At 43.3% G+C, this 26,608-nt stretch carries 26 protein-coding genes and 6 pseudogenes; 2 read left to right on the top strand and 30 right to left on the bottom strand.

The window, feature by feature from the left end; all coding sequences use genetic code 11:
- Positions 1-47: 47 nt before the first annotated feature.
- The 8 genes and pseudogenes from DXB18_RS01940 to DXB18_RS01900 all read right to left on the bottom strand — a co-directional run bounded on the left by DXB18_RS01940 (position 48) and on the right by DXB18_RS01900 (position 6,716).
- Positions 48-695, bottom strand: coding sequence for a 5-formyltetrahydrofolate cyclo-ligase (locus DXB18_RS01940; RefSeq protein WP_118705714.1), 648 nt, complete (start codon positions 693-695; stop codon positions 48-50).
- Positions 667-894 (bottom strand): DUF896 domain-containing protein, encoded by a 228-nt coding sequence (locus DXB18_RS01935; RefSeq protein WP_118705712.1) that lies wholly within the window; start codon positions 892-894, stop codon positions 667-669. Before DXB18_RS01935 ends, DXB18_RS01940 begins: the two co-directional genes overlap by 29 nt.
- A 144-nt stretch (positions 895-1,038) precedes the next feature.
- Positions 1,039-1,893 carry a glutamate 5-kinase gene (gene proB / locus DXB18_RS01930; protein ID WP_118705710.1) on the bottom strand — a complete coding sequence of 285 codons (855 nt, stop codon included), beginning with the start codon at positions 1,891-1,893 and terminating at the stop codon, positions 1,039-1,041.
- Positions 1,894-1,980: 87 nt separating this feature from the next.
- Positions 1,981-3,612: an FAD-dependent protein gene (locus DXB18_RS01925; RefSeq protein ID WP_118705708.1), complete on the bottom strand. Its 1,632-nt coding sequence runs from the start codon at positions 3,610-3,612 to the stop codon at positions 1,981-1,983.
- Positions 3,613-3,615: 3 nt separating this feature from the next.
- Positions 3,616-4,857 (bottom strand): annotated as a pseudogene (locus DXB18_RS01920) (NAD(P)/FAD-dependent oxidoreductase); the annotation flags it as partial.
- Positions 4,858-5,013: 156 nt separating this feature from the next.
- A complete protein-coding gene (locus DXB18_RS01915; RefSeq protein WP_118705849.1) occupies positions 5,014-5,418 on the bottom strand; it encodes a hypothetical protein in 405 nt (134 codons plus the stop codon).
- Positions 5,419-5,940: 522 nt separating this feature from the next.
- Positions 5,941-6,291, bottom strand: a complete 351-nt coding sequence (locus DXB18_RS01905; RefSeq protein WP_182430434.1) for a GNAT family N-acetyltransferase — start codon at positions 6,289-6,291, stop codon at positions 5,941-5,943.
- Between the two features lie 47 nt (positions 6,292-6,338).
- Entirely contained in the window at positions 6,339-6,716 is a 378-nt protein-coding gene (locus DXB18_RS01900; protein WP_003864540.1) for an SdpI family protein, read from the bottom strand.
- Between the two features lie 316 nt (positions 6,717-7,032).
- Here DXB18_RS01900 and DXB18_RS16300 point away from each other — a divergent pair.
- Positions 7,033-7,113, top strand: a pseudogene (locus DXB18_RS16300) (toxin-antitoxin system protein); the annotation flags it as partial.
- Positions 7,114-7,309: 196 nt separating this feature from the next.
- Here DXB18_RS16300 and DXB18_RS01895 read toward each other — a convergent pair.
- Positions 7,310-7,771: pseudogene (locus tag DXB18_RS01895) on the bottom strand (aldo/keto reductase); the annotation flags it as partial.
- 24 nt (positions 7,772-7,795) lie between these two features.
- On the opposite strand from DXB18_RS01895, the gene DXB18_RS01890 reads away from it, so the two are divergent.
- Positions 7,796-8,650: a LysR family transcriptional regulator gene (locus tag DXB18_RS01890; protein ID WP_118516155.1), complete on the top strand. Its 855-nt coding sequence runs from the start codon at positions 7,796-7,798 to the stop codon at positions 8,648-8,650.
- 14 nt (positions 8,651-8,664) lie between these two features.
- Here DXB18_RS01890 and DXB18_RS01885 read toward each other — a convergent pair whose 3' ends face one another.
- The 21 genes and pseudogenes from DXB18_RS01885 to DXB18_RS01790 form a co-directional block, all read right to left on the bottom strand.
- A complete protein-coding gene (locus DXB18_RS01885) occupies positions 8,665-9,729 on the bottom strand; it encodes an FUSC family protein (RefSeq protein ID WP_118705706.1) in 1,065 nt (354 codons plus the stop codon).
- A gap of 31 nt (positions 9,730-9,760) precedes the next feature.
- Positions 9,761-10,804, bottom strand: a complete 1,044-nt coding sequence (locus DXB18_RS01880; protein WP_055215087.1) for a HAMP domain-containing sensor histidine kinase — start codon at positions 10,802-10,804, stop codon at positions 9,761-9,763.
- Entirely contained in the window at positions 10,804-11,514 is a 711-nt protein-coding gene (locus tag DXB18_RS01875) for a response regulator transcription factor (RefSeq protein ID WP_044024695.1), read from the bottom strand. Before DXB18_RS01875 ends, DXB18_RS01880 begins: the two co-directional genes overlap by 1 nt.
- Complete coding sequence (locus DXB18_RS01870) at positions 11,493-12,926, bottom strand: phospholipase D family protein (protein ID WP_118705704.1); 1,434 nt, start codon at positions 12,924-12,926, stop codon at positions 11,493-11,495. The genes DXB18_RS01875 and DXB18_RS01870 overlap by 22 nt, the downstream gene beginning before the upstream one ends.
- A 197-nt stretch (positions 12,927-13,123) precedes the next feature.
- Positions 13,124-14,683 carry a cardiolipin synthase gene (cls, locus tag DXB18_RS01865; RefSeq protein ID WP_118705702.1) on the bottom strand — a complete coding sequence of 520 codons (1,560 nt, stop codon included), beginning with the start codon at positions 14,681-14,683 and terminating at the stop codon, positions 13,124-13,126.
- 35 nt (positions 14,684-14,718) lie between these two features.
- Positions 14,719-14,973: pseudogene (locus tag DXB18_RS01860) on the bottom strand (GTP pyrophosphokinase family protein); the annotation flags it as partial.
- Between the two features lie 9 nt (positions 14,974-14,982).
- Positions 14,983-15,213: a hypothetical protein gene (locus DXB18_RS16295; protein ID WP_347560833.1), complete on the bottom strand. Its 231-nt coding sequence runs from the start codon at positions 15,211-15,213 to the stop codon at positions 14,983-14,985.
- Between the two features lie 6 nt (positions 15,214-15,219).
- Complete coding sequence (locus tag DXB18_RS01850; RefSeq protein WP_008400146.1) at positions 15,220-16,473, bottom strand: ATP-binding protein; 1,254 nt, start codon at positions 16,471-16,473, stop codon at positions 15,220-15,222.
- A gap of 592 nt (positions 16,474-17,065) precedes the next feature.
- Positions 17,066-17,233, bottom strand: coding sequence for a helix-turn-helix domain-containing protein (locus tag DXB18_RS16810; RefSeq protein WP_347560131.1), 168 nt, complete (start codon positions 17,231-17,233; stop codon positions 17,066-17,068).
- Positions 17,234-17,640: 407 nt separating this feature from the next.
- Positions 17,641-17,889, bottom strand: coding sequence for a hypothetical protein (locus DXB18_RS16805; protein WP_347560832.1), 249 nt, complete (start codon positions 17,887-17,889; stop codon positions 17,641-17,643).
- An 83-nt stretch (positions 17,890-17,972) separates the two neighbouring features.
- Complete coding sequence (locus tag DXB18_RS16800) at positions 17,973-18,794, bottom strand: TIM-barrel domain-containing protein (RefSeq protein ID WP_347560831.1); 822 nt, start codon at positions 18,792-18,794, stop codon at positions 17,973-17,975.
- 223 nt (positions 18,795-19,017) lie between these two features.
- A pseudogene (gene ltrA, locus DXB18_RS01835) lies at positions 19,018-19,806 on the bottom strand (group II intron reverse transcriptase/maturase); the annotation flags it as partial.
- A gap of 69 nt (positions 19,807-19,875) precedes the next feature.
- Positions 19,876-20,784, bottom strand: coding sequence for a radical SAM mobile pair protein B (locus tag DXB18_RS01830; protein WP_118544331.1), 909 nt, complete (start codon positions 20,782-20,784; stop codon positions 19,876-19,878).
- Positions 20,772-21,461, bottom strand: coding sequence for a radical SAM mobile pair protein A (locus tag DXB18_RS01825; protein ID WP_118705700.1), 690 nt, complete (start codon positions 21,459-21,461; stop codon positions 20,772-20,774). The genes DXB18_RS01830 and DXB18_RS01825 overlap by 13 nt, the downstream gene beginning before the upstream one ends.
- The gene (locus tag DXB18_RS01820; protein ID WP_118705698.1) at positions 21,458-21,895 is read right to left on the bottom strand and encodes a radical SAM mobile pair system MarR family transcriptional regulator; all 438 of its coding nucleotides are present in this window, start codon (positions 21,893-21,895) and stop codon (positions 21,458-21,460) included. The genes DXB18_RS01825 and DXB18_RS01820 overlap by 4 nt, the downstream gene beginning before the upstream one ends.
- 66 nt (positions 21,896-21,961) lie before the next feature.
- A pseudogene (locus DXB18_RS01815) lies at positions 21,962-22,033 on the bottom strand (DUF2992 family protein); the annotation flags it as partial.
- A gap of 11 nt (positions 22,034-22,044) precedes the next feature.
- The gene (locus DXB18_RS01810) at positions 22,045-23,208 is read right to left on the bottom strand and encodes a DUF3048 domain-containing protein (protein ID WP_347560037.1); all 1,164 of its coding nucleotides are present in this window, start codon (positions 23,206-23,208) and stop codon (positions 22,045-22,047) included.
- The gene (ybeY, locus tag DXB18_RS01805; protein WP_118532552.1) at positions 23,205-23,702 is read right to left on the bottom strand and encodes an rRNA maturation RNase YbeY; all 498 of its coding nucleotides are present in this window, start codon (positions 23,700-23,702) and stop codon (positions 23,205-23,207) included. Before ybeY ends, DXB18_RS01810 begins: the two co-directional genes overlap by 4 nt.
- Before the next feature lie 101 nt (positions 23,703-23,803).
- Complete coding sequence (locus DXB18_RS01800) at positions 23,804-24,823, bottom strand: PhoH family protein (protein ID WP_118540720.1); 1,020 nt, start codon at positions 24,821-24,823, stop codon at positions 23,804-23,806.
- 143 nt (positions 24,824-24,966) lie between these two features.
- Complete coding sequence (locus tag DXB18_RS01795) at positions 24,967-26,157, bottom strand: sporulation protein YqfD (RefSeq protein ID WP_118705696.1); 1,191 nt, start codon at positions 26,155-26,157, stop codon at positions 24,967-24,969.
- A 116-nt stretch (positions 26,158-26,273) separates the two neighbouring features.
- Complete coding sequence (locus tag DXB18_RS01790; protein ID WP_243035182.1) at positions 26,274-26,570, bottom strand: YabP/YqfC family sporulation protein; 297 nt, start codon at positions 26,568-26,570, stop codon at positions 26,274-26,276.
- Positions 26,571-26,608: the final 38 nt, after the last annotated feature.

The raw sequence follows: 26,608 nt of genomic DNA, 5'->3' as shown, positions 1-26,608 counted from the left end.
TCCTAAATTCTGCCAGTCACACCTGCATGTCTGGCTGGAATCGCACCTCAGCCTTCTCCTGTTATGATATCATCCATCTGTCTGTCGTGTTCCTCGGTGGGAAGCTCTGAAAAAATCTGGAATGGGTAACAGACCGCAACTTTTCTGTGTTCCGGCTCCTCCGAAAAGAACCGGTCGTAAAAGCCGCCTCCATACCCCATCCGGTCCCCGGCTCTGGTAAATGCCGTCCCCGGCGTGATCACCACGGACTCTGGACAATGCGCTGCCTTGCAATGTTCTGCCGGTTCCGGGATATTCCGAAAGCCAGGTACCAGGTCGTTTCTTCCCTCCACCAGGTAAAAATCCATGCGGTTTCTGGTTACCCGCGGCAGTGCCAACGAAAAGCCCTGCTGCCATAAGGCATCCATCAGGCCAAACGTATCCACCTCACCGCCAAATGAAGCATAGCAGTATACCGTCTGCAGAATGCTTTCTTCTGCCTTCAGCGTATGTAACAGCTGCAATACCGCTTCCCGGATTTTCTCATCCATTGCCGCTTTTTCCGCGGCATGCTCCGGTTTTACAAGTTCTGCCCGCAGCGCTCGGATCTGACTGCGGATTTCTTTTTTTGAACCGAGTGTCTGATGAACCGGTTCCTCATGACTGAGTTCCTTGCAACAAAGTCCCTTATGACTGGGCGTCTTTGATTCCGCCATATTTTTTACCAAGATCGGTAATGCTGCCGTCTTTTTCCTTGATTGAAATATTGTTTAAGTGTGCCCGCATGTTGTTTTTGATCGCAGCCACATATTCCTTGCGCAGTCTTGCCTGCTCCTCTTTCTCTTCTTCTGTCAATCCCACAGACTGGGATTTATGATACAGGGTGTTGATTCTGTCGATACTGCTCTGGTCCATAAAAATTCTCCTTTTTCTTGTTGTCCTGTTTCTATCTGTTTTTGTTTCTACTTGTTTTTGTTTCTATCTATTTTTGTTTCTATCTGTTTTGTATCCGTTTCTTGTTTTCCTGCTGGCTTTCGCACCAGCGATGTTATCTTTTCTTTATACGTCCCCGTATTTTGTGTTGATGTAATCCATCAGATCAAAATCCCGGTTCGGGTGTGCGAGGAACAAGGTTCCCTTTTCCGCTCCATTCACCAGATCATGGATCACATTCACATCGTCCGCGTTGGCAATGATCATGTCCGATCCGCTGTCTGTCGCGATGCGTGCTGCTGCCAGCTTTGCTGCCATGCCGCCAGTGCCGACATCACTTCCCGAACCACCGCCCATACCGATCAGCTCCGGCGTGATTTCCTCTACCAGACTAATAAAACGTGCATCCGGATTTTTATGCGGATCCTCTGAGTACAGTCCGTCAATATCGGACATCAAAATCAAAAGATCCGCACCGATCAGCGCCGCCACGATCGCAGACAGGCGGTCATTATCGCCAAACTGGATCTCATGGGTGGATACCGTGTCATTTTCATTGACAACCGGCACTGCTCCTAAACGCAGCAGCTCCTCAAACGTGTTCTGCGCATTGACCCTGGAGGTCTCATTGGTCATGGTATCCTTGGTTAAAAGCACCTGTGCCGTGATGTGGTTATACTCGGAAAATATGCGCTGATAGACCATCATCAGCCGGGCCTGGCCCACAGCCGCATATGCCTGTTTTTCTGAAATAGTCTGCGGACGCTTCTGACCACCAAGCGCCTGTCTTCCCGCTGCGATCGCGCCGGAAGAAACCAGGACTACGTCCTTTCCCTCTCCCTTCAGGTCACAGATCACGCGGATGAGCTTTTCGATCTTATATAAATTCAGCTCCCCTGTCTTTTCATGAGTCAGGGAAGACGAACCGATCTTGATGACGATCCGCTTTTTCTCTTTCAGTTTTTCCCTGAAGCTATTCATCCTTCTTAGCCTCCTTATCTGAATGCCGCTACGGCAAACCTGTTTCCGATACAGTCTGCCCGGACATGTCCAAAAGCGATTTCCTATTTATTCCTGATCTGCCAGACATGGTGCATAACGCTTTGCAATGGCTTCTGCCACCTTTATGCCATCCATGGCCGCAGAGGTAATTCCACCTGCATAACCGGCACCTTCCCCACAAGGGTACAGCCCCCGCACTTCACTCTCAAACTGCTCATCGCGCCAGATGCGCACCGGCGAAGAGGTACGGCTTTCGATTCCGGCAAGCAATGCATCCGGGCGGTCGAAACCGTGGATCATATGTCCAAAGCCCTCCATGGCCTCAATCAGGGCCAGATTTAACGGCTCCGGCATAATGGAACGGACATCTCCAAATGCCCATTCTCCGCGCATCTGCGGATTTACGCCGCCAAGCTGGCTGCTGATCTTGTTCTGGCAGAAATCCCCGTAAAGCTGTACCGGGATCTTTCCTCCTGCAGCCTGGTATGCAGCCTCCTCCAGCTTTCTCTGGAATGCCACACCGCCCAGTGCTCCGCGTTCCGGGAAATCCTCCGGGGTGACGGTGACGATCAGGGCACTGTTTGCGTTTTCTCCCGCCCGGTCATGATAGCTCATGCCGTTGACTGCCAGTCTTCCTGCTTCGGAAGAAGCATTGACCACATAGCCGCCCGGACACATACAGAAGGTGTACACGCCGCGGCCGCTCTTCGTCTGCCTGGTAAGCTTATAATTAGCTGCACCAAGCGCCCCGGCATCTTCTCTGCCATACTGGGACAGATTGATCATATTCTGCGGATGCTGGATACGCAGTCCAACCGCAAATGCCTTTTCTTCCATCGGAACCTGACGCGAAAGCAGCATGGAAAAGGTATCGCGTGCACTATGTCCGATCGCCAGAACAACCACACTACCCTTTATGGTCTCTTCCGTTTTTTCCCCGGTCTGCGGATCTGCAAACGAAACCTTCACACCGCTTACATTTTGTTGCTCCACCAGAAGATCCGTCACCTGGGTATCAAAACGGACGGTACCGCCCAGACGTATGATTTCCTGGCGCATGGCTTTTACCACCTCTGCGAGCACATCCGTGCCGATATGCGGCTTGTGGTCGTAAAGGATCGACGGATCTGCGCCAAATTCTGTAAAAAGTTCCAGCACCAGCTGTCCACGCTTCAACGGGTCCTTCACCAGTGTATTCAGCTTTCCGTCGGAAAATGTTCCTGCTCCGCCTTCTCCAAACTGTACATTCGTCTGGAGATCCAGGGTTCCGCCCTGCCAGAAGGCATTCACCTTTTTCTGGCGCTCTTCGACCGAGCTACCCCGTTCCAGAAGAATCGGACGATAACCGTGGCGGGCCAGCATCAGACCACAAAATAGTCCCGCCGGACCGGTTCCGATGATGAGTGGCCGCTCCCTTAAGCGCTCCTCTCCTGCCTCCGGGAAGTGGTAATGCTCCTCCTTGCAGAGGCTAATCTGTGGATTTTTTCCTTTATGTAACAGTTCCTTTTCCCTGCTGGCGGAAACATCCACGGTGTAACTGTAAAAAAGCTCTGGCTTTTTGCGCGCGTCCAGGGAACGTTTCCGAATGTGAAGCTTTAGGATTTCCTCCGGCGCTATCCGCAAAAGCTTTGCTATTTTCTTCTTCAGTGCCTCCGGTGTATGGTCTGCCGGAAGCTTGATCTGTGTTAATCGTATCATAATCTATATTCTCCCTGCTGTTGTTCCGGCCACTGCCCCGGTGCTCCAGGCCCACTGCAGGTTATACCCGCCGCAGATGCCATCCACATCGGTCAGCTCTCCCACCAGAAACAGATGCTTCACCAGCTTCGATTCCATGGTGTCCGGGCGAAGTTCCCTGGTATCGACACCACCACAGCAAACCTGCGCCTGCTCAAAGCTGTTGGTCGCGGTGACCGGAACTTCAAATTTCTTGATCTGCATCGTCAGTGACTCCAGCTGGCTGTCCTTGATCTGGGCACAGGAGCGGTCCGGCTGGATTCCTGCCTGTTTTAACAGCACTGCTGCTAATTTTTTATTCAAAACGCCATTTAAGAACTCGCCGGAAGGACGGTAACCAAGCATCGATTTTCTCTGTTTTAACATTGCCCTGGTATCTTCCATGCTCTTAGACGGGAAGAAGTCCAGCACCGCGTTTACACGCCTGCCTGCGTCCAGTGCCTGGGAAGCATACCGGCTTACCTGAAAGGTCGGGATACCGGAGATACCATAATCTGTCAGCTGGACCTCGCCCTCATCTGCTGCCAGTGTTTTTCCGTCGCTCACAAGCCGCACCACAGCCTCACAGCGGACTCCCGCCAGCTGTTTGAAAAATGTCCCCTTGCATCTTAACTGCACCAGCGCCGGAAGCGGTTTGATGACCGTGTGACCGAACGCCTTTGCAAGCTCATAGCCGCTGCCGTCCGAACCGGACACCGAAGCCGCCTTGGAACCGGTCGCCAGGATCAGGCAGTCACCCTGATAAGTTCCCTGGTCACTCTCCACAAGAAAGCTTCCATTTTTTGTCTTCTTCGCGGAACGGATCTGACAGGACAAAACCGTTTTGATACCCAGATGCTCCGTCTCAAAGCGCAGCGCATCCAGCACCGATGCCGCCTGGTCCGAGTTTGGATAAATGTAACCATTCCGGTTTCTGGTGATGATCCCGATCCCGTCAAAAAAATTTAACGTATCCCAGACAGAAAAGCGGTCCAGCACCTTCATGGGAAACAGCTTCTGGCTGCTCCGGTAATGCTCCGGCTTCAGAGACAGGTTCGTCAGGTTGCAGCGCCCGTTTCCTGTAGATAATATCTTTTTCCCCACCCGGTCCATATGCTCCAGAATGGTTACCTCTGCGCCTTCCCGGGCCGCCATGATGGCCGCCATCAGACCGGAAGCCCCGCCTCCGATGATCAGTACTTTTCTCTTCACGTTTTCCACGTTGTTCCTCCGCTGTTTCTCAAGATCATTTTAGGAACGGTTCACAAAATACCTGTATCTGCCCAGTTCCCATTTCGGATTACTGCTTACGCGTATGCAGTAACCATTTGCGTTCTATTGTATCCAGTTTGCACGCTCTTTTCAAGCAGATTTTATAACATATCAGCTAGTATACGATTCCAGATAATGAAACACTTCTGCCATAGACGAAAACCAGATCCCTTCCCGCAGCTTTGTCCGCTCCTTTGGTGGAAAATCCATGAGCGGCATATGTGTATAAAGACAGATTGTTTTCTGATCCTTTAAAAAGATCAGAAGCATCCCATCCTCCGCCACCAGATAATACTCTTCCTGGACAGGATGCGCCTGTACCCGCTCCTGGTTTGCCGCCATCTGATCCTCTATGACCGTTTCCTGTGTCTCTTCTGTTTCCAGCTGTTCGATTCCGGTCTCATTTCTATTTTCCAGACCTGCACCTTCCTGACTGCGCCGGACAAAAAACGCGATCAGAATGCAGATCACACTCACTCCCAAAAACAAAAATAAACAGATCCTATACTTTTTCATGGAAAATCCCTCCATGGTATAGTATCTGCTTATTTTTCTTTTTTATCCACCTCCGGTGCCTACGCCTGCGTAAACCAGTCGATTTTATCCGTAAATTGGAATTGAGATTTCGCCTGTATCCTTTGTCTGCTTAAGACCGGATGGAAGTCTTGAACTGCCAGGTACATTAGGAAGTTGTTATATTGATTTCCGAATCCAATCATCAAGGAACTCTATCTGCTTATCTGTATGAAACCAGTGTTCTCCATCATTCATTACTGTAAGAATTGCTCCGGTTTGTTCTGCAAATGCATACATGGTTTCTCCTGAAGTCAGATTATCCTTTGCACCATATAAAATGCAAGTTGGAGTGTTCCACTTAATCGGGTACTTCCGTACATAGCACAGATATTCCCAAGATAATGTTTCTCCAAAATCTGTAGGTATTTCTTTCCGTAAAAATCAGAAAACTCAATTTTCGCTTCCCAGGGATTTTGCGATCTATAGTCAAACCCAATCACATCACTTTCAGGAAAGAGTGGCTTATAATGCTTTGCCTCTTCTACTGTTCCTCCTTTGCCGTGTACATATATAACCAATTCTTTTGTTCGATATCACCTCCAAACTTCCGATTTTTCCAATTCCTTTTGATTGCATTGTTTCTTTTACAAAAATACCTTCAATATAATCATCATTCAATCCAATGAATCCATCTATCTGCTTTGCACATTCATCTTCATGCACATATATTTCTGCATGAGAAAGCAGTTCTCTCACCATGTCGCAGTTGGTACGCCAGTAATCGGACGGTATGAAATGATGTGCTCGAATATTCGTATCAAGCCAGATCTGCATCACTGCGTCTATATCATCATTGCTGTATTGTCTTACCAATTTTCTATCTCCTAATCTACCTATTCTTTCGTTTCAAAAACTGGAATTTATCGTCTTGTTCCATTCTTATCAAAATTCTTTTTTAATGCTATTTCTGTTGGGAGAATAGATCCAATTAAAGGAATAAGTTGAACACCACAGATAATTCCTCCTATACTCCCAACACAATCTTCATTTTTTCCAATTACTAAAAGCATGAATATTACTGTTATCGGCAACATAACCATTCCACAGACATACCAAACTTTACCACAATATTTATGAGCAAATTCCCATGTGTCTTTGTTCTTCATAGACATCGAAGTCCGATATCCAAATACTGAATTTATTTCCTTTGGAGCCTTTTTCATAAAATATCTTCCAAAACCAATCATCGTAAATGGAAGAAGCAAATCCATAATCAACATAAAAATCCAAAACCCCATTGTAAACCTCCTTTACTACAACTTCCGATTGAGATTTCACCTGTTTTAAGAGATTTAATAACTGTTATATTTTGTTATTAAATTCTCCGCAGACCCTTGAAAACACTGGATTTGTCACAGGTGAGCTTTCCCTTATTGTTTCCCTTGTGTTATATCGTCCCACCAGTGTTTACGGACTCTGATAAGGAAAAATACAAGGGCAAGTAAAATCTATAAAACAGTATAACACAAAATAAAACTGACATGGTGAACTGATTGAAATGCTTCTTAATTTTTACAATTAATGATTGATTGAATAATAAGGAGATGGGATACGATGAGAACAATATTTGCAGAATACAATCCACAATGCAACAGCATTGATGTTTATACCAGTGCGGGATATATGCTCCGCCTTATTTAGCGGAATATCCACATTAATATGTTTCAGGTTATGAACATGTGCATTTCGAATTTTAATCACATTCGGATGATTCTGTTCCTTCATTTTCTTATCCTTTCCGTATAACAATTTTCTTATCCTATTATACAGCAAAAGCGTATTATCGGTCGTATAAACCACAATACGCTTTTGCCTTTATGAAGCTACTTTGTTACACAATACTCATAAACCATTCCACCGTTTCTGGTGAATAATGAGAAAAGAACAAACTCTTTCCAGTATCAAGCACTTCCATCTGCTTCATTTCCTCATCTGTCAGCACAAAATCAAATACATTGAAATTCTCCTGCATTCGTTCTTCGTGCGTTGATTTTGGAATCACAACAACGCCATTCTGAAGCAAGAAACGAAGTGCCACCTGAGCTACACTCTTTCCATATTTTGCTCCGATCTCTTTCAGTACCGGAGTATTGAAGAAATCATTTTTTCCTTCTGCAAACGGTCCCCAACTCATAATCTGTATATTATGTTTTGCAAGATATTCACGAGCCACTTTCTGCTGCTGGAACACATGTGTTTCCACCTGATTTACCGCAGGAACAACTTCTGCGAAATGTGCAATGTCGATATAACGATCCGGATAGAAGTTTGAAACGCCGATTGCACGTGCCTTGCCTGCTTTAAAAGGAGTATCTAAATGTTAGATTTATCCGATCTTTACCAGTTTGTAACCTACGCAGACTGTGGTACCTTATCTGCTGCTGCAGATAAACTTCATATTTCCCAGCCGACACTTACCAGAACCATGCATGATGTGGAAGATGCTTTTGGGGTTCCACTCTTTCATCGTGGTAAAAACCGTATCGAATTAACTGCCACCGGTAAAGTTGCGGTAGAGCAGGCCAGGTCTCTGCTTTCCGAGTCTGAAAAAGCAGTTCAGACCGTACAGACATTTGAACGCAATCAGCATACGATTACCATTCATTCCTGCGCTCCCGTACCTCTATGGTCATTATTGCCTGAACTGTCACGCAGATTTCCTGATAATATTATTTCCTCAAAACTGACAAATATGGATGAAATCCTTCAAAATGCCAGTTCCGGCAATGCTGATATCGGTATTCTGCCACAGGCCTGTTCAGATAAAAATCTTCTCTGCATCCCTTATCTTAAGGAGCAGCTCTATGTCTGTATCCCAAAAGAACACAAATTGGCAGAATATTCTCAGCTGAGTCTTTCACAGCTTAACGGTTTTAACTGCCTTCTTCGTGATGAAATCGGTTTCTGGACAAATCTGGTAAAGAGCAAAATGCCAGCATCCCGCTTTCTGATACAGACAGATGAATTTGAGTTTGAAGAATTGGTCAGGACTTCCACATTATTATGTTTTTCCAGCAGTAAAGCACCCGGCTCAGAGCAGACTCTGAAAGGACGGAAACGGATTCCCTTAACTGATCCTGAAGTAAATGTTACCTATCACCTGATTAGTTCCGCTAAGAGTACTATTTTACAATCTGTTTCGCCCACTTTTGAATTTCGTTATCAGAAGTAATCTGTTTTTCTTCATTAAAGCGTACATTGAGTCCCGCATGAACCGTTTTTTTTAGACATAAACCAATAAAATATAACACAAAATACTAAAGCAAACACAACACCAAAAACATTTTGAATCACTCTAAGACTAACCGCTCCTTGTAGTCCATAAGTCTCTGCAGCAATGGCTAAAGCACCAAATGTGTTAAATACTGCCTGCCAGCCATATTGTGCTGAAAATCCTACACCGATTCCACCAAGAATTCCTATATATGCATAGATTGACGAAGGAAGCAGAAAATATAATACTGTAAAACATATAACACCTGCAATATTTCCGACAATCCTTTTACGGACTCTGTAGTGCATATCTTCCATAAGCGGCAAAATCGTGGACATGGCCGCAATACCAGCCCACATTGCACGTGGCATATTACAAAGTTCTGCAATGCAAAGGACAATCGGTACGCATAAAATCTGACATATCTGCCATTTTGTTCTGGAAGAAGTGATATCAAATTCTTGTATCAGATCTTTCAGATTTCTTTTATAGGTTCTGTTTTTATGATTTCGATAAAATACAAAGCAGGTAAGTGCTGCACCTAAAGCCATTCCGACTAATCGCATCTGATAGCTTTTTCCCGTAACATCATAACCATATAGCAGTAGATACCCAAGAACCAATGTAGATTGATTAAACATGAATGGATTATGGCATCCGAACAGAATCAACACAGCCAGTGCCGCAATATTTAACAGCATTCCCAATACCGGTGAAAACTGATTTGCTAAATGCGGACATACAGTCATAATTACAAAGAACAAAGCCAAAAGCATCGTAGATTGTCCGGTGTGGATCCCCAGATCCGCATTCCGAAACACCATGAGACATAATAAGACTACTACACCTACAATGCTGTTCTCATTTCCAAATAGGATACTGAAAATACTAACAAAGAAAAAACAAAATGCCATTGTAGCAGCTATCTTCACCAGATATACCCACATATGATATAATTTTTCTTTTAGTGTTTCACTCTTTTTCAACAGGTTTTTAGAACCTGCCTGATTTAACTGCAACTCCTGATAAAATGTCATGTAATTCCTCCTCTATCTGTTTTTCTTAAACTTATATGGCCTCATCTTTCTGTATTGGAAGCTCTACAACAAATCTGCATCCACCATATTCACGGTTTTCTGCTTTGATTGTTCCTCCGGCACTATCTACAATCCGTTTTACAAGTGCAAGACCTAGGCCATTTCCTTCTGCTTTATGAGATCCATCTACCTGATAGAACTTGTCAAATATTCTGGATTTTACATCATCCTCTATTCCTGGTCCTTCATCTTCCAGAATGAACTTAACAGAATCCTGTTCTTGTTTCAGAAACATCGTAATTGTCCCCTTTGAAGGACTGAACTTAATCGCATTATCCAAAAGATTTATCCAGATATGCATAAAAAGTCCTTCATTCCCAGTATATTTAACTTCCTCCAATTCTACCTGAAAACCAATTTCTTTTTCTGTCCATTTTGTTTCCAATGAAAGAAATGCCTGGCGGATCTGTTCATCCAGACGATATTCTGTTTTTTTCATTGGTATATTCTGATTCTCTAACTTGGATAACAGCAAAATATTACCAACCAATCCGGAAAGTCTTTGGGTGTTAAATAAGATTTTTTCTACATATTCCTCTTGATCCGGAGACAGTTCTTCTCCCTGAAGCAGCATTGTATATCCTTCAATGGCATTAATCGGGGTCTTAAACTCATGAGAAACATTAGACACAAAATCCATCTGCAGCACCTCTGTTGCACGAAGTTCTTTTGTCATAACGTTAAAACTTTGATAAGATTCTCCAACTTCTGCTATACGGCTGTTCGTTTCCAAATGCTGTTCAAAATCTCCCTGAGAAACTTCCTTCATTGCTTTACTAAGTCTGGTAATTGGTTCCAGTAACTTTGCATTGATAAAGGAAGTGATCAGCCCTGCAATCAATGTATTGAAAATCAAAAGCCAGCCAAGCACAGGTATGCTGCCCGGCAGATTAAAAAAATGATTCAAAAAAGCAAATAATAAAGCAGATATGACTGTTGAAAATACAAGTGCCAGCCAGATTGCACCAGTCAGACAGGATCGGATCCGCAATCCTTTTTCTTTCTTTTGTTCCATTATTTTTTCACCACCTTGTATCCAATTCCACGCATTGTTACGATTTCAAAATCAGGGTTATCTTTAAAACGCTCTCTGATTCTTCCTATATGTACCTCTATCGTATGTGGGTCTGCCTCCGTCTCGTATCCCCATACTTCATCCATCAACTGTTGTTTTGTAAATGTTCTGCCTGGCGAAGCTGCAAGCTTATATAAAAGCAGGAATTCTTTTTTAGGCAAAACAAGACTTTCCTTATCAGTTGTAACCGTCATTGCATCATAATCAAACTCTGTTGAACCGATCACAATTTTGTGTTCATTCAGTATCTGTGCACGGCGAAGCAGTGCTCCAACTCTTAAAACCATTTCATTCACATTTACCGGTTTTACCATATAATCGTCACTTCCCGAAAGAAATCCCTGGCGCATATCATCAAAGGAACCTTTCGCAGTGATCATAAGTACCGGTATCTGATATCCTGCTGAACGGAGTTCCGACACCAGTTCATAACCATCCATAACCGGCATCATAATATCGGAAATGATCAGATCAATATACTCTTTATCCAAGATTTCTAATGCCAGTGCTCCATCCGATGCACTTTTGACCTGATATCCATTCTTCTCAAGCACTTTTTGGAATAGCTGGCTTAATTCTTTATCATCTTCTACAATCAATATTTGAAACACGTTTTCCTTCCTCCTTATTAAAACAGATACCTTGCCCATCCAAGCAGATGCTGTACCAAAAGTACGTTTCTCTGACGCTTCTTTGTCAATTCAATTGGCTCTACATGATACGGATCACGATAGGTTCCATCTTCCAATACCTGTCGGGACACTCTTTCATATTCCATCATGCCTTCTTCCAACTGTTTATTAATCTCTTTGCTACGTATTACAAGCATCAGTTCCGTATCCAGATACGTGCTTCTCATATCCATGTTAAAGGAACCGATTACGGATAGATCATCATCAATCAGGATGCTTTTTCCGTGGTAAGAATAGCCGCCTTCATACTCCCAGATATCAATTCCTGTATTTAAAATTCTGTTTCTGTTTCTCGCATAATCAGCAGAACCAAACGGATTTCCATTGTTGGCAACCGAATTGGTCATGATAGAAAAATCCGGAACTCTCTCCGCAATCTCTTTCCATGTATTATACATCATATCATTGCAAATAATATATGGTGTATGAATTTTCACGCGCTCTTTTGCATTTTTCATTAGTTCTCCCAGTTGATACCAGACTACTGGTTCCTTGGGACCTGTGTGGATAGGATTTGACACTAATGCAATCTTTTCTGTCTCAAAAGTTTCGTCCGTGTAATCGGTATCGCAGATTCTTTCCTTATTCTCTTCAAAATATTTCTGATAGCCGTTCTGCAGCTCTAAAACTGCGTTCTTTACAGATTTTCTATTTGCCAGTTTTTTATTGTCATGAAAATAACCACTGTCTTCTTGTTCCCATATCGTTTCAAAATACTCTAACAACTGGTTAACTGAATTTTCTTTCTCAGGTTCATCGCAAACCACTAACACGTCTCTGTCATAGTTCTTATGTCCCGGAAAATCACCCAGGAAATAATTGTATGTATTTCTTCCCCCAAGAATATATCTCTTTCCATCTGCAATCAAATATTTATCATGCATTCTACCCATCATTTTCCACGGTTTCAACGGATTGGCCTTATTATATAGTTTAATTTCAACATTCTCATGGGAAGATAATCCATAGAAATACGGATTTCCTTCCATATCAATCCAGCTCTCCATTCCATCTACTAACAGACGAATATGTACACCCCTGTCTGCCGCATCATGCAGTGCTCCTAAAATCAATTTTCCACTTTCATCGGATTGAAATGCAAAAGTAGAAAGAATAATTTCCTTTTTTGCATTCTTGATCAAACGCACTCTTTGTAAAAGCGCTTCTGGATTCTTTTCTATGATTACTGCCCGTTCTGTATTTTCACTGCATTCGTTCCATGACCCATTTTTTGTTTCTTTTTTGGTTGTATTGGACACTTCCGGCTGCTTTTTATATGCAACGCAGATTCCGAGCAATTCATAAAAAGCCACACATAAAAAAATTGCCAGTATAACAAGAAGGATTTTACATATTTTATACTTTTTCATTGTACATCACCTGATTCCTTTTTATTTCATACTTATACAATACAAAGTCATTCTCAATTTAACCTCAACAAGGTTTGTTTTTTCATCAATGCAAAATCTTCTTTGTACAACAGACTGTTAGATATAGCAAAAACGGCCTTTCAAAAACAGTTAACTTCTAAATCAACTGTTTTTTGAAAGGTCGTTTCATCAGATTCTTATAGCAATCCAGCAAATAATCTCATAAATAATTGTCCCAGTCGCAAATATGCACTTCGTCCGGTTTGATATTGGTCTGTCACATCACGACATTCTCCCATCGTTCTTATCAGATCATTTTTTATTTCCACAACTGCCTGACAATCTGCCATAAAACAGCCGTTTTCAAAATGGTGATATAAACTTCGATAATCCAGATTAATTGTTCCACAAGTTGCCATACAGTCATCTGCCACACTCATTTTTGCATGACAGAAACCAGGAGTCCACTCATAAACACGAACACCATGTTTAACCAATCCATGATAAAAAGAACGAGTTATATTATAAATGAATTTTTTATCAGGGATACCAGGTGTGATAATTCTTACGTCTACCCCTCGCTTAGCAGCCAGACATAACGCATGCGTCATTTCATCTGTTATGATTAGATATGGAGTCATAAACCAACAATATTTTTCAGCTTTATTTATCATACTGATATAAACTTCTTCTCCTACTTGCTCATTATCCATAGGGCTGTCTGCATAAGGTTGAACAAACCCAGTTTGCTGTGCCGCATAATCATAGTGGAAAAGGTATTTACTAAAATCAGAATCATTAGCATTCTTATCACTTACTGCATTCCACATTTCCAAAAATGTCACCGTAAGCGACTGAACAGCATCTCCTTCTAAACGAATACCTGTATCTTTCCACTGTCCATACGGGTGTGTGTAATTAAAATATTCGTTTGCTAGATTATATCCACCTGTAAATCCGACTTTTCCATCAATAACTGTTATTTTTCTATGATCACGATTGTTCAAAAACAGATTTAAACCTGGCACAAACGGATTGAATACACGGCAATGAATTCCTATTGCCTCCATCTTTTTCACAAAATCTGTGTTAATAAAGCCTATAGAACCCATATCATCGTAGAATACTCTAACTTCCACACCTGCTTTTACTCGCTCTTCCAGAACATCTTGAATCTTATGCCATGCTTCAGCGTCTTCTATCGCATGATATTCCATAAAGATAAACTTCTGTGCTTTCTCCAAATCCTTAAGCTGTGCCTCTAATCCTTTCACTGCTTCATCAAAATACACAATATCCGTATTCTGATAGATTGGATACTGCGAATTTCTTTGTATGTAACTTGCTATATTTCCTGCTTTCGGAATTGTTTCTTTTATTCTGCTCAAACACTCCTGATTGTCCGGAAGCATTGGTAACAATTTGCTATCAATTTCTGCATATCGCTCACGCATTTTATGTGTGCCACCATTCAAACCAATCAACAAATACAGGCCTACACCCATAATTGGGAAAATTAGAATTAAGATGACCCAAGGCATTTTCATAGAGGATGTCTTATTTGATGCGTACAATCCCAAAACCAAGATCCCACTCAAAATCTTTGTAAATAAATTTATGATTTCTGCATATTCATTCAAGCGTGTTACGATAGTAATAATAAAAATCACTTCCAGAAGAATGCAGATTATGGAAAAACACAGCCGTTTTACCCCATTTTTTGTTTTTGCTTTACCCTCTAAAGTATCTTGTTTCATATATATTCCACCTTCCTACTTGCTCAGTTTTCTCCCTAAATTTCGTGTAACATACCAATTTTGTCTTTTATTCTCTGCATTTCATTATCTGCTTCAATGATAGCTCTTGCAGAATGAAGTAATTCTTCACTTATCTCATCATAGCCAGGCATTTCTTCAATTCCTTTTTTATAGCGAAGTTGATGTTCCAATGTTGCCCAGAAATCCATACCATTGGTTCGAATCTGTAATTCTACACGCATAGGTGTTTTACCCTTAGCAAAAAATACTGGTATTTCAACAATCATATTTTTCCCAGATTATTTCTCCATCAGTTTTTCAAACCAGGTATCCATAGCTAGGATGAATTGACTTACGTCTGGCAATTCTTGCAGCATTTCGTTTAGGGTTTTGTGCTTCACATATTTCTGCACATACACCCAACAGGCAACGCTACTGGCTTCTGATACAATGTCAGCTATGGTTTTGCGCATAAGCTCTTCAAATTCAGCAATTTTTTCTTTCGGAACAACATCACAGCAACAACTCAAATCGACTTAAAATTCCAGACTATTCGCATTCAGCAAGAAATACTTCATTCCCATGATGACAAAACCTTCATCATTTCTCCAAGGCTTTTTGCTGCCATTTACAATGACGATCTTCTTGAAAGAGTCCGGGATATTACGCAGAGAATTGAACTCCTGCGTCTGTTTTTCTTCCGAAGTCATGTCATATGCAACCTGGATATAGTATCTCTGGTTTCCTTGATTCACCACAAAGTCAACCTCCAACTGCTTGCGAACACGTTTGCCCTCTTTATCCTTATCGAAGATATCCACGACACCCACATCAACATTGTAGCCACGGATCAACAGCTCGTTATAAACAATGTTCTCCATGATATGAGTAGGCTCCTGCTGTCTGAAATTCAGACGTGCATTTCTCAGTCCCAGATCCGTAAAGTAGTATTTCAGATTTGCACCGATATACTTTCTGCCCTTAATATCGTATCGGCTTGCCTTGGAAATCAAAAAGGCATCTGTCAAATAGTCGATATGCTTGGAGATGGTTTTATTAGCATAAGTCATCTGGCGCTCACTAGCAAAGGTATTGGCAATCTTTGAAGGGTTGGTCGGTGCGCCGATTGCAGATGCAAGCACATCAACCAGAATCCCAATCTCATCCACGTTCTGAATCTTATTTCTTTCAATAACATCCTTTAGATAGACATTTGCAAAGATGTTCTTCAGATAGTCCGCTTTCTGTCGTTCGCTCTGGAAACTTACGATCTGCGGCAATCCTCCGTAGATCATGTAGTCATCCCATGCATCATCATAATCGCCGTCATAGACAGAATAAAACTCTGCAAAGGAGAGAGGGTAGATTCTAATCTCATCACCTCTGCCACGGAATTCGGTCACAATGTCGCTGGACAGGAACTTGGAATTACTTCCGGTGACATACACATCAATATTGCTCATGCGGAGCAGGCTGTTCAGCACTTCCTCAAATTGTGACATAAACTGCACTTCATCAAGAAGCAGATAGTATTTGCCATCGTCTTTCATGGCATCTTTGATGTACTTGAAACACACCTTAGGATCTCTTAGTTCCTCATTTTCAATACCGTCCAATGCAATCTCAATAATATGATCAACATCAACGCCGTTCTCCAGTAAGTATCTCTTAAAGATGGTAAACAGCAAAAAGGATTTGCCACATCTACGAATGCCGGTAATCACCTTTATCATTCCATTATCTTTTCGCAGGGTCAGCTGCTGTAGGTAAGCGTCTCTTTTAATCTCCATCATTACGCTCCCCCTTTCCGTGCATCTGCACACTTTTTAGTAATGAGATTCTATCACAGAACGACGTGCATTTCAATATGTATTCCCATTTTATGTGCATCTACACACTTTTATGTAACGTTGATAAATATATTTTCAGATTTTTTTGATTGCAGTGTCTATAATCGACTACTCCAATCGTTATTATAGGTAAACAACAAAAAGAAGATGGTTTCGATGTTTCATTAAATATGTTCGTTAGTCTTTTACGTTGTATGAATGAAAGGGAGCACATTTTATGAAGAAGATTATGAGTCTTTCTTCTGGACTGCCAGCTGATGAAACTCCTCAGACAAGTATACTCGTATGACGAAGACTGTGAAATACCACATCCGGCAGTCCTTCCCTTATTCCGTAGCTTTATTCATTGTTAATGGCTCGCCTGCTGATATTGCTTTCTATTGCTTTCTAATTGAACGAGGGTTTCCTTTGTTTTTGATTGGGAAAAACGCAAATTCAGACAATATATGATGACAAAATCCGCATTTCATCTTTCCATAAAAAATACAGCCCTGCCATAAACAGGACTGTATCATAATACCACTTAAAATTACTACTTGGTGAGCAGTTCAATGCAGTAGCCCACACTCCTCACACATCGTATATTAAAGAGTGAACAGGTTGAAGAGGCAAATAACTTTTCTTTCAGGTGACAGATGTGATAGCCTATAGTATTATTCTCAATATCATGTGCATAATCACCCCAAACCTGCTCATATATCTATCCGTAAGTCATCACTCTGCCCTGATTTGCGGCAAGATAACACAAGATGGCAAATTTCTTGGCTGTCAATCTGATTTCCCTGCAATCCCGATAAATTTTCCTTCGGTCAGGGTAAATTTCAAGCCCTGGAAGTTGCAATATCGGTTCTGTTCGTAGTTGGTATCTTTTGAAATCCGGATATCTTCCTACAACTTCCATTATTTCATTAAAAAGTTTTGTCTCATTATCATTAAGTTCCAAGATCAGTAATTGCCCGATATTATCACCTCTTTTGTATCTCACCATATCAGGAAATCCATATAATTACAAAACACCTGCATAACACATAGGATGCCACAAAATTATATATGGATACAAACATCCCATAATAAGTAAAATAAAGCACCTCTGTATTAACAAATTTCCTATTCCTTGCTAAAAATATTACTATTTTTTTTAATAAACACAGGAATAGTATTTAACGGTGCATCTACTTTTATCGTTTGTCCTCCTTCATACTCCTTTCCGGTTGTATAGTCAATCCAGCTTTCTTCTTTTGGAAGATAAACAGTGCGGCTGCGCTGTCCGGCATAAAGAACCGGAGCCACCAATACATCCGGTCCGTAAAAATATTCGTCTTCTGTTTCCCAGCAGACCAAATCATCCGGGCACATATAGAAAAGTGTCCGCATAACCGGAGTTCCCTTTCTATGCGCTTCTTCCATGATCCTTCTTGTATATGGCCTCATCTGCTCCCTTAATTCCATATATTTTTTACAGATAACATAAACTTCTTCTCCATAACTCCATACTTCATTCGCCGCACCGGAGCAGCAAGTTGCTCCTCCTGTGGTTCCATATTTCGGTTGCCCCAGACGTATTCTCTTGCTCCCGGATTCGTCGCGTCAAAATGGATCGTGGCACCTTGAAAATCCAGCCCTACACGAAATCCTCGCTCCGTACTGATCAAAAATCCTTTTTCCAGCATTTCCTCATAATTCTCACAGGTTTTATCCACTGTCGGCCAGATAGATACCATTAATTCAATCCCCACCTCCTGCAGCTCCTGAACCATGGCATCAGGTTCAGGCCAATATACCGGATCAAATTTCCATTCTCCCTGCTTCGGCCAGTGAAAGAAATCAATAACAATCAGGTCAATCGGCAGATTCCTTCTCTTGTATTCTCTCGCCACTTCCAGAAGTTCTTCCTGTGTCTGATAACGGAGTTTACACTGCCAGAAACCCAGCCCATATTCCGGCATCATAGGAACTTTTCCAGCCACTGCCGCATATGCCTCTTCAATTTCTGCAGGCGTATCTCCTACCACTACCCAATAATCCAAAACTTTGGTAGAATATACTTCAAAACTCATGATATTCTTTCCAAACACCGCGCGCCCCACACCCGGATTATTCCATAAAAATCCATATCCCAAAGACGAAATGGCAAAAGGTACACTTGCCTGTGAGTTACGATGTGCCAATTCTAAGTCTAAACCTTTCAGATTCAGATAAGGCTGCTGATACTGCCCCATTCCGTAAATCCTTTCATCCCTGTCCACGGATTCAAATCTCATAGTCAGATGATAATCTCCTCCCAGTATTGGCTTAAACTCTCGTGCCTCCACTTCAATTGCACTACATTTTCTATCCAGAATATCTCTCCGGTTTCTGCAATATCCTTCTAAAAGCAGTTTACCGTCCGAGTTATAAATCATGATTTTTCCAAGCCCCACTTCACGCATAACCTTCTTCGTACACCAACCAATGCACGGGTGATCTCGCCCATAGGGACAGCCATCACATTTCGACTTGCATAACACACAACATCAAAAGTAATACTGCTACTGATTTTGCATGTGGTTTTGCCTTAAATTGGTGTGCTCTTGAATCAAAGTAGAATCCGAAACCCAGATATTTCAATCCTCTTGGTCTATCTACTTTGCTCTTAGTCATGTTAACTTTGAGTCCTAGTTTCTCTTCAATAAAACGAGATATGTTTCTCATTACACGATTGGCAGACATTTCGCTTCCGACCATAATAATACAGTCATCCGCGTATCGTACAAAGCTAAGCCCTCTCTTTTCCATTTCCTTATCAAGTTCATTCAGCATGATATTTGCCAGTAATGGTGAAAGATTTCCTCCTTGTGGTGTTCCCACAATAGAATCCTCATACTCATCATCAATCATGATTCCACTGACAAGATATTTCCTAATGATAGAGATAACATCTCCATCTTTTATAGTTCTGCCTATGATGGTCATAAGCTTGTCATGGTTCACTGTGTCAAAGAACTTTTCCAAGTCAATGTCTACAATCCAGTCGTTGCCCTCGTTCATCATATCAAATGCTGTCAGGATTGCCTGTTGTGCACATCTGTTCGGTCTAAATCCATAACTGTGGTCATGAAACTGTTCCTCATAGATTGGCGTTAAAACCTGTGCAATGGCTTGTTGTATAAATCTGTCTGTTACTGTTGGTACTCCTAGATTTCTGACACCACCATCTGGTTTTGGTATCTCCACTCTTCGTACTGGCTGAGGTTTATATTTTCTTGTCCTCAACTGTTCCTTGATGTTTTCGCCGTTCTTTGCAAGATTTCAAATGGCGATAAATAAATCTCTCCACCATCATCAGTTTCATTTTCGTTTAGATTAACGATTTCTTTTTCCTGTATTCTCTGTCCCTCGGATTTCCTCATGATAGAAATAATCTACGATCACCGGATGTCCCTGCGGGACTCTGCCATAAGGCATTTCATTATCCACAAAGGGACAATCATACTTCTTAGCCATTTCCTCAGCTTTTACTTCAAGTGCTTCAAAGTAGCTGCGGTTATGCTTGTTATAGATCTCGTCGTAAAGTGGTACAAGATCAGGATAATTTCCGGCGATATAAGCCATAATTGTCTTTTTGAAACCGCCTCGAAGATTGAGATTTTCAAGCCAGAACAGATCGCACTGATCCTTTACCCTCTCAAAGATTGCTTCAAAATTCGTGATACCGGGGAATACCGGAGATACGAAACAGACTGTACGGATACCTGCTTCATATACCTGCTTCATTGCAGCGATACGGCGCTCAATGCTAGAAGCAGAGTCCATATCGTTCTTGAAATTTTCATCTAGTGTGTTGATCGACCATGAAACGGTTACTCGTCCAAGCTTCTTCAGCAGATCAATATCTCGTACCACAAGATCCGACTTTGTGCAGATCAGAATATCTGCGTCACTGCCGATCAGCTGCTCCAGAAGCTTTCTGGTATTCCCGAATTGCTCCTCCTGTGGATTGTAGCCATCTGTCACAGAACCGATGACCACCCGCTGTCCGGCATATTTCTTCGGATTCTTAATTTCCGGCCAATGCTTCACATCAAGGAAAGTGCCCCATTCCTCCTTGTGTCCGGTAAAGCGCTTCATAAAAGAAGCATAGCAATACTTGCAGGCGTGTGTACAGCCTACATATGGATTGACCGAGTAACCGCCTACAGGCAGACTGGACTTGGTCATGATGTTCTTTGTTTCCGCCTCATTAATGAGGATTCCATTTATTACTTCTGCCATGATCTCTGTACCTCCAACACTTTATTGAATTCATCCGGCATTTCCTGAATCATATTTTCAGTCCCTATGATAGGGACAAGATCTTCCTTCATAAATACCGGAATGTCAAGCACATGCGCCTGATCTGTCAGAGACCATGCCCACTCCGGCTCCGTATGAACCTTCCTGCTCTGAACTCCAGTCATGGTGCCGACAACGATCCAGTTGATCCCGGAAAGATCAACTGAACCTGGATTGTCGAATAGCGGCTCAAAGGTAACATGATAGTGTTTTGCTCTGACATTTTCCCGTAGTGCGTCAATACGCCACAGTTCTGCTTTTCTCGTCACCGTAACACCAAACCATGCGTTTTCCAAATCTGTATCAAAATCCAGCAGATCTGGTCGCTTTGTAAGGAACAGGAACTGATGCTGTGGATTTTCACGGATTTTTTCAAATACCTCGTCTCTCCATTCTGACTTCCAGCCGGAAAGATCGCTCATGCCGGTAAGAAGAAAGTTCTGCGGACGTTTCTTTTCCATCATCTTGAGCTTACCCGGAAAGAATTCAGGGTCAGCAAAGTCATCAATCATATGCCAGCGTTTCACATTATTGCGGGCATAGCAATATGCACACCCCACTGTACATCCGATTACGATATTCATGTTTTGAATCTGATCTTTGATACAAATACTCATGATTTCTGCCACTCCTCAAGATTCTTTCTGATACGGTCGAGGCATTCCTCAAACTGGGTAATTTCTTCCTCCGAAAAACCTTTGTAGTAAATACTGCCCATTTTATCAGATACAGAATCGTATTCGTCCTTTAAGGCTTGTGCTTTTTCAGTCAGAAACAGGAGTGTTTTCCTTTTGTCCGTTTCAGACTGAACGCGTCTTATCAGCCCTTGATTTTCCATTCTTTCCAGCATCGTAGTAAGAGAAGTTATCGCTAATCCACATTTAATCGAGAGTGATCTGATTGAGATTCCATCTTCCTGCCACAGTACATAAAGAATACGCCCTTGGGCTCCGTTAAACGCATCAATATTCTTTTCGCTGAGAATCTTCTCAAAGATTCGATCTCCAAGTTGTTTTATTTTGGTAACAAGAAATCCGCCATTCATTTTCACGCAAAAACTCCTATATAGTATTTTATCAAATAATACTATATAGGAGTTTTACTGTCAACAGTTTGTATAATCTTTTGGTTCTGCACCAAAAGTCACCTTTGCTACAGACAACTTACCGTCCTCGATACGCTCAACAAGTGATTATACTTTCATTCAATCTTCGCCGGCTGCATATCATTCGTGGTGCAGATGCAGATCCAGGTCTTGCCAGGATTTAAGGTGATCTCATTGCCGGAAGCATCGTAGTAATGGGTCACACCAAACTCTCCGTCTTTTTCACAGGTGATGTCTTCCACCTTACCATTGGAAATATAATATCCCCAGGTATCGGCCTGCACGTTGATATTGCGGTACTCTGTCGATGCGTAATAAGCCGCCGGACAGTACTGGATGATGATGTTTTTCACTGCGATCTGCCCTTCGTCTCCCATATGCGGGCCTCCGTACTGGAACCGGTAATACAAACCATCATCCTCATGATATTCAAACCACGGATTGTTTAATTTGTAGCCAGGCGTTACCTTATAGGCATCGCGCACATCGGCTCCATGCATAACTGCTTCCGTTCCTTCTTTTGCAAATCGGAAATGCCCGTCATAGTCTGCGTCGTATTCCTGGCTGTATCCCAGCTTTTCGATCGCACGCTGGATCCCGGCAAAGCTTGCATAGGCATTGTGCGGAGATTTTTTATCTTTGGAGCGGAAATATGCGGTACTTCCCTGTCCTTCGATTCCATTGATGTTATCAATGAATTTTAAATATGGCTTTGCAAAGGTACTCTGGCCAAAATGCGCATAGATTGCATCAAATTCTCTTGCAAAATATACATAATAAGTACGGCAGCTGCGCACTGAACCGATCCGGGTCAGGTCATCATAATTTTCCATGATCGCCAGGTAACGGTTCATGGTTGCCTCAACCGGAGCCTCATAAACCACCCCGGCCCGGTTGATGCCATACTGCGGCAAAGCCGCCTTGTCATTGCTCATCATGATTGCCAGCGGACGCCGGTTTCCCTGGGATACCGGCACCATTTCCCCAGTCAGATAACTGCGGATCATGCCATCCTTTTCGACTCTTGGCTCCTGCTCATCCGGATCAGCCAGATCGGTCTCCTGCACAGGCGCTTCGGTTTCCGGTGCCTCGGTTTCAATCTCGATTGGCTTTGTCTCCGGTTCCGGCACTGCCGATTCTACGGATATCTTATTCTCTGCTTCCTTTGCCTGGCAGCCGGTCAGTGCCACAGCCCCCACCGTGAGACACCACGCTGCCATAACCCCTAACGCATACTTCTTCCCCTTGTTTTTTCTCATCTATGATAGCCCTCTCCTGCCAGTATTTCCCGTTGTCTGGTTTCCATAACTTCCCGCTCTGCATCTTCCATGTGGTCATAACCACACAGATGAAGCATGCTGTGCGCGATCAGAAAAGCAAGTTCGCGCTCCCTGGAATGGCCATATTTTTCTGCCTGCTCGATCACCTTTTCCACCGAAACAATGATGTCACCCAGGATCAGCTCTCCGGTCTCCGGATTAAAATAATCCTCCACCGCTTCCTCCACATGGCTGAAATCGGATTCTTTCTCAAAATCGATCATTGGGAAAGAAAGGACATCCGTCGGACGGTCGATCTGGCGGTAATCGCGGTTGATTTCCTGAATTGCGTCATTGTCCGTCAGGATCAGGTTTACTTCTGCCTCGTAAGGGCATTTCTCATAATCCAGCGCCGCCGGGATGATGTCGTTTGCCACCTTTTCATAGTCCACATCCAGGGGCTTGTCTGTCTCATATTCGATATTAATGGTCATGGTATCTTCCGCCTTTCTGACCGGCACACCAAGTCTTCCGGTCCTGTTTTATCGAAACGATTCTGTGTCGTCACCGCACGTTTTGCATCGCAGCTTTGTTTCTATTTATGATATTTGAAATCCCTCAGCCGATGCGTTTTCTCCTTTGCAGGCTGTTTTGGCGTGGTTTTCTTTTCGTAATCGTCGTAAGCCTGTACGATCTTCTGAACCAGCGGATGACGTACTACATCATTGCTGGTCAGGTTGCAGAAACCGATATCGTCAATCTTTCCAAGCACCTTCATGGCAACGTCAAGACCGGATACCGCGCCGCTTGGCAGGTCCTTCTGGGTCTTATCTCCGGTGATGATGACCTTGGAACCAAAGCCGATTCGGGTTAAGAACATCTTCATCTGCGCAGGTGTCGTATTCTGCGCCTCATCCAGGATGATATAGGCATTGTCCAGGGTACGGCCTCTCATGTACGCAAGCGGTGCCACCTCGATCAGTCCCTTCTCCTGGTTATGCAAAAAGCTCTCTGCACCCATGATCTGGTACAGGGCATCGTAGAGCGGGCGCAGGTACGGGTCGATCTTGCTCTGTAAGTCACCCGGCAAAAATCCAAGCTTCTCGCCTGCCTCAATGGCCGGACGCGTCAAAATGATACGGTTTACATCGCCATTTTTAAAGGCGGAGATCGCCATGGCCATGGCAAGGTAAGTTTTACCGGTTCCGGCAGGTCCGATGCCGAATACGATCATTTTCTTGCGGATGGTATCCACATACTGTTTCTGTCCTACGGTTTTCGGTTTTACCGGCTTTCCGTTGATGGTCCGGCAGATGATATCTTTATCGATCTCCAGGATCGCATCGTCTGACTCGGTAAAGCAAAGAGATAATGCATAGTCTACATTCTGCTCGGTAATGGCATTGCCGCGCTTTGACAGCTCAACCAGATTGTTGAACACGCTCTTTGCCCGGCGGATCATCAGTTCCGGTCCGATCAGCTTGATGGCACCGTCTCTTGCCACGATCGTCACATGCAGCGTCCGCTCAATCTTTTTTAAATAGCCGTCAAACTGGCCGCATACATTTTTCTCATGCTCTGCCGGAATATCAATTATTGTCTCAATTACACTCATTCTGTATTATTTGCTCCTTACTGTTCACGTGGTATGTGAACAGTAAGGAGATTTTGCCGATGCTTCGCATTCCAAATCGGAAAAATCTGCTGCCATTACTGTATCATACGAAATTTTCAGTTCCGAAAATTTCTACCTGTGAACTATTCTAGCTTTTGACCGGTCCCGGCAGGCTCCTCCACAGTCATGCTTCCGCAGATGGTCCAGCCGGTACTGTTATCTAATATTTTAACATCATTTTCGATTATTTGTACCCCTTTTTGTATAAAATCTTGTAATTTCCTTTCATGAACTGCTTTTGTTAAGGCATCTAGCTCTGTTTTCGTACGTTTCCGCTCCACAACTTCATATTCCCTGGCCGTGATCTTCTCCGCCCACACAGGCAGATAAAAGTCCTCAAACAAGACCAGCTGCTTTCCGGCACGCGTAACTTCCCACAGCTTCTTCTTTTGTATAGGGAGCATGGCAAGAAGATCTATTCTGCCTATGCGCAGCCGGAATCCGGTCTGTTCTTTTCCTGTATAACTTTGGATCTGTTCAAAACGAGGTACGGTTTCGCGGTAGCTTTCCTGGGTCTGCAGCAGGATATCTGCATCTGCACGCACAAACAGATTGCGCACCACCTCGCCGGAATCATCGGTAATCGGAATTATGCCCTCCACCAGAAGCTGTCCCTCTTCCACCTCATCTCCCGGCTGCACAGCTGCTTTTCCTGCCCTTACAACCATAGAAACGACTGTTCCTGCCTTTTCGGTCACCAGATTGCGCGGTGTCTCATCCTTTAATGGAATTTTTCCGGCTGTTTCATTTTCCCGGATCCGGATCTGCAGCCTGGTACCGGCTACATGGGCAGATACCCAGACAATCTGGGGACAGCGACTCCGAAGCTCCTCCTCGATCCGGTCACAGTCCACCTGGGACTTTCGCATTCCATAAATTATTCCGATTTCCTGAAGCTCCCTGCTCAGGGTATCATTGGAAAAACGAAGGTTCCCGTCAAAGCTGATATTCCAGATAAACCGGGACATCACAAATAAAAGGAGAAAAAAGCCCGCGATGCCTGCTGCAAACAATTTTCGTTTCCGGTTCCGGTATAAAAAAAAGGGCAGTCCCAGTTTTTCCTGAACACGGACCCTGACACCTGCCTTGCGCACGAACGGTCGGATCCGGAAAAAATCAGAAAGCAGCAGAAAAAACTGGTACTGTTCCTTTTCAAAAGTCAGATTCCACAACGAAATCCCATTTCCCCGGCACAGATTCAAAAAACGTTCCGGCGAGCCTCCTGTCATGCGTACCTTTACATATCCGGTGTAGCATTGTTTCAGCCACCGCACGCTGCATACCGCCTCCCGACTGTTCCAGACTCATCCCGTTCCCTTTTTTGTGTCGCTTCCGCTTCGTCGCAGTTTTCTTTTTTCCAAAACAGGTGCGCCTCCCTGTCCTGCTCTTTTCAGTCACAAAATTCCATACTCTGGATCTGCCCGGATATTTTCATGGCATCCCGGTCGTAATATTCAATCTTCAATCGTTTTCCACAGATCTGAAGCCTGCAGTCTTTCCCTTTCAGACGAATGCAGGAATCATCAAACCACAGGATCCCCCGGTAATTTTCCACGGTAACGCTGTACCTCCCAGAAAAAGACAACAGGATTTCTCCAAGAACTACATCTCCCGGAAGCTTCAAATGCTCTGTTGCAGCCTGTTTTGCCTGATCAAACACGATATCGCTCCCAGTCTCTGTCTGCAAAGCCTTTGCAAATAAGATATGAAAAAATCCCTGGTCAT

This window comes from Clostridium sp. OM02-18AC (assembly GCF_003481825.1).
In the GTDB taxonomy this organism is placed as follows: Bacteria; Bacillota; Clostridia; order Lachnospirales; family Lachnospiraceae; genus Brotaphodocola.
Note: the sequence above shows the minus strand (reverse complement) of the source record. Positions and strands in the feature narration are given on the sequence as shown.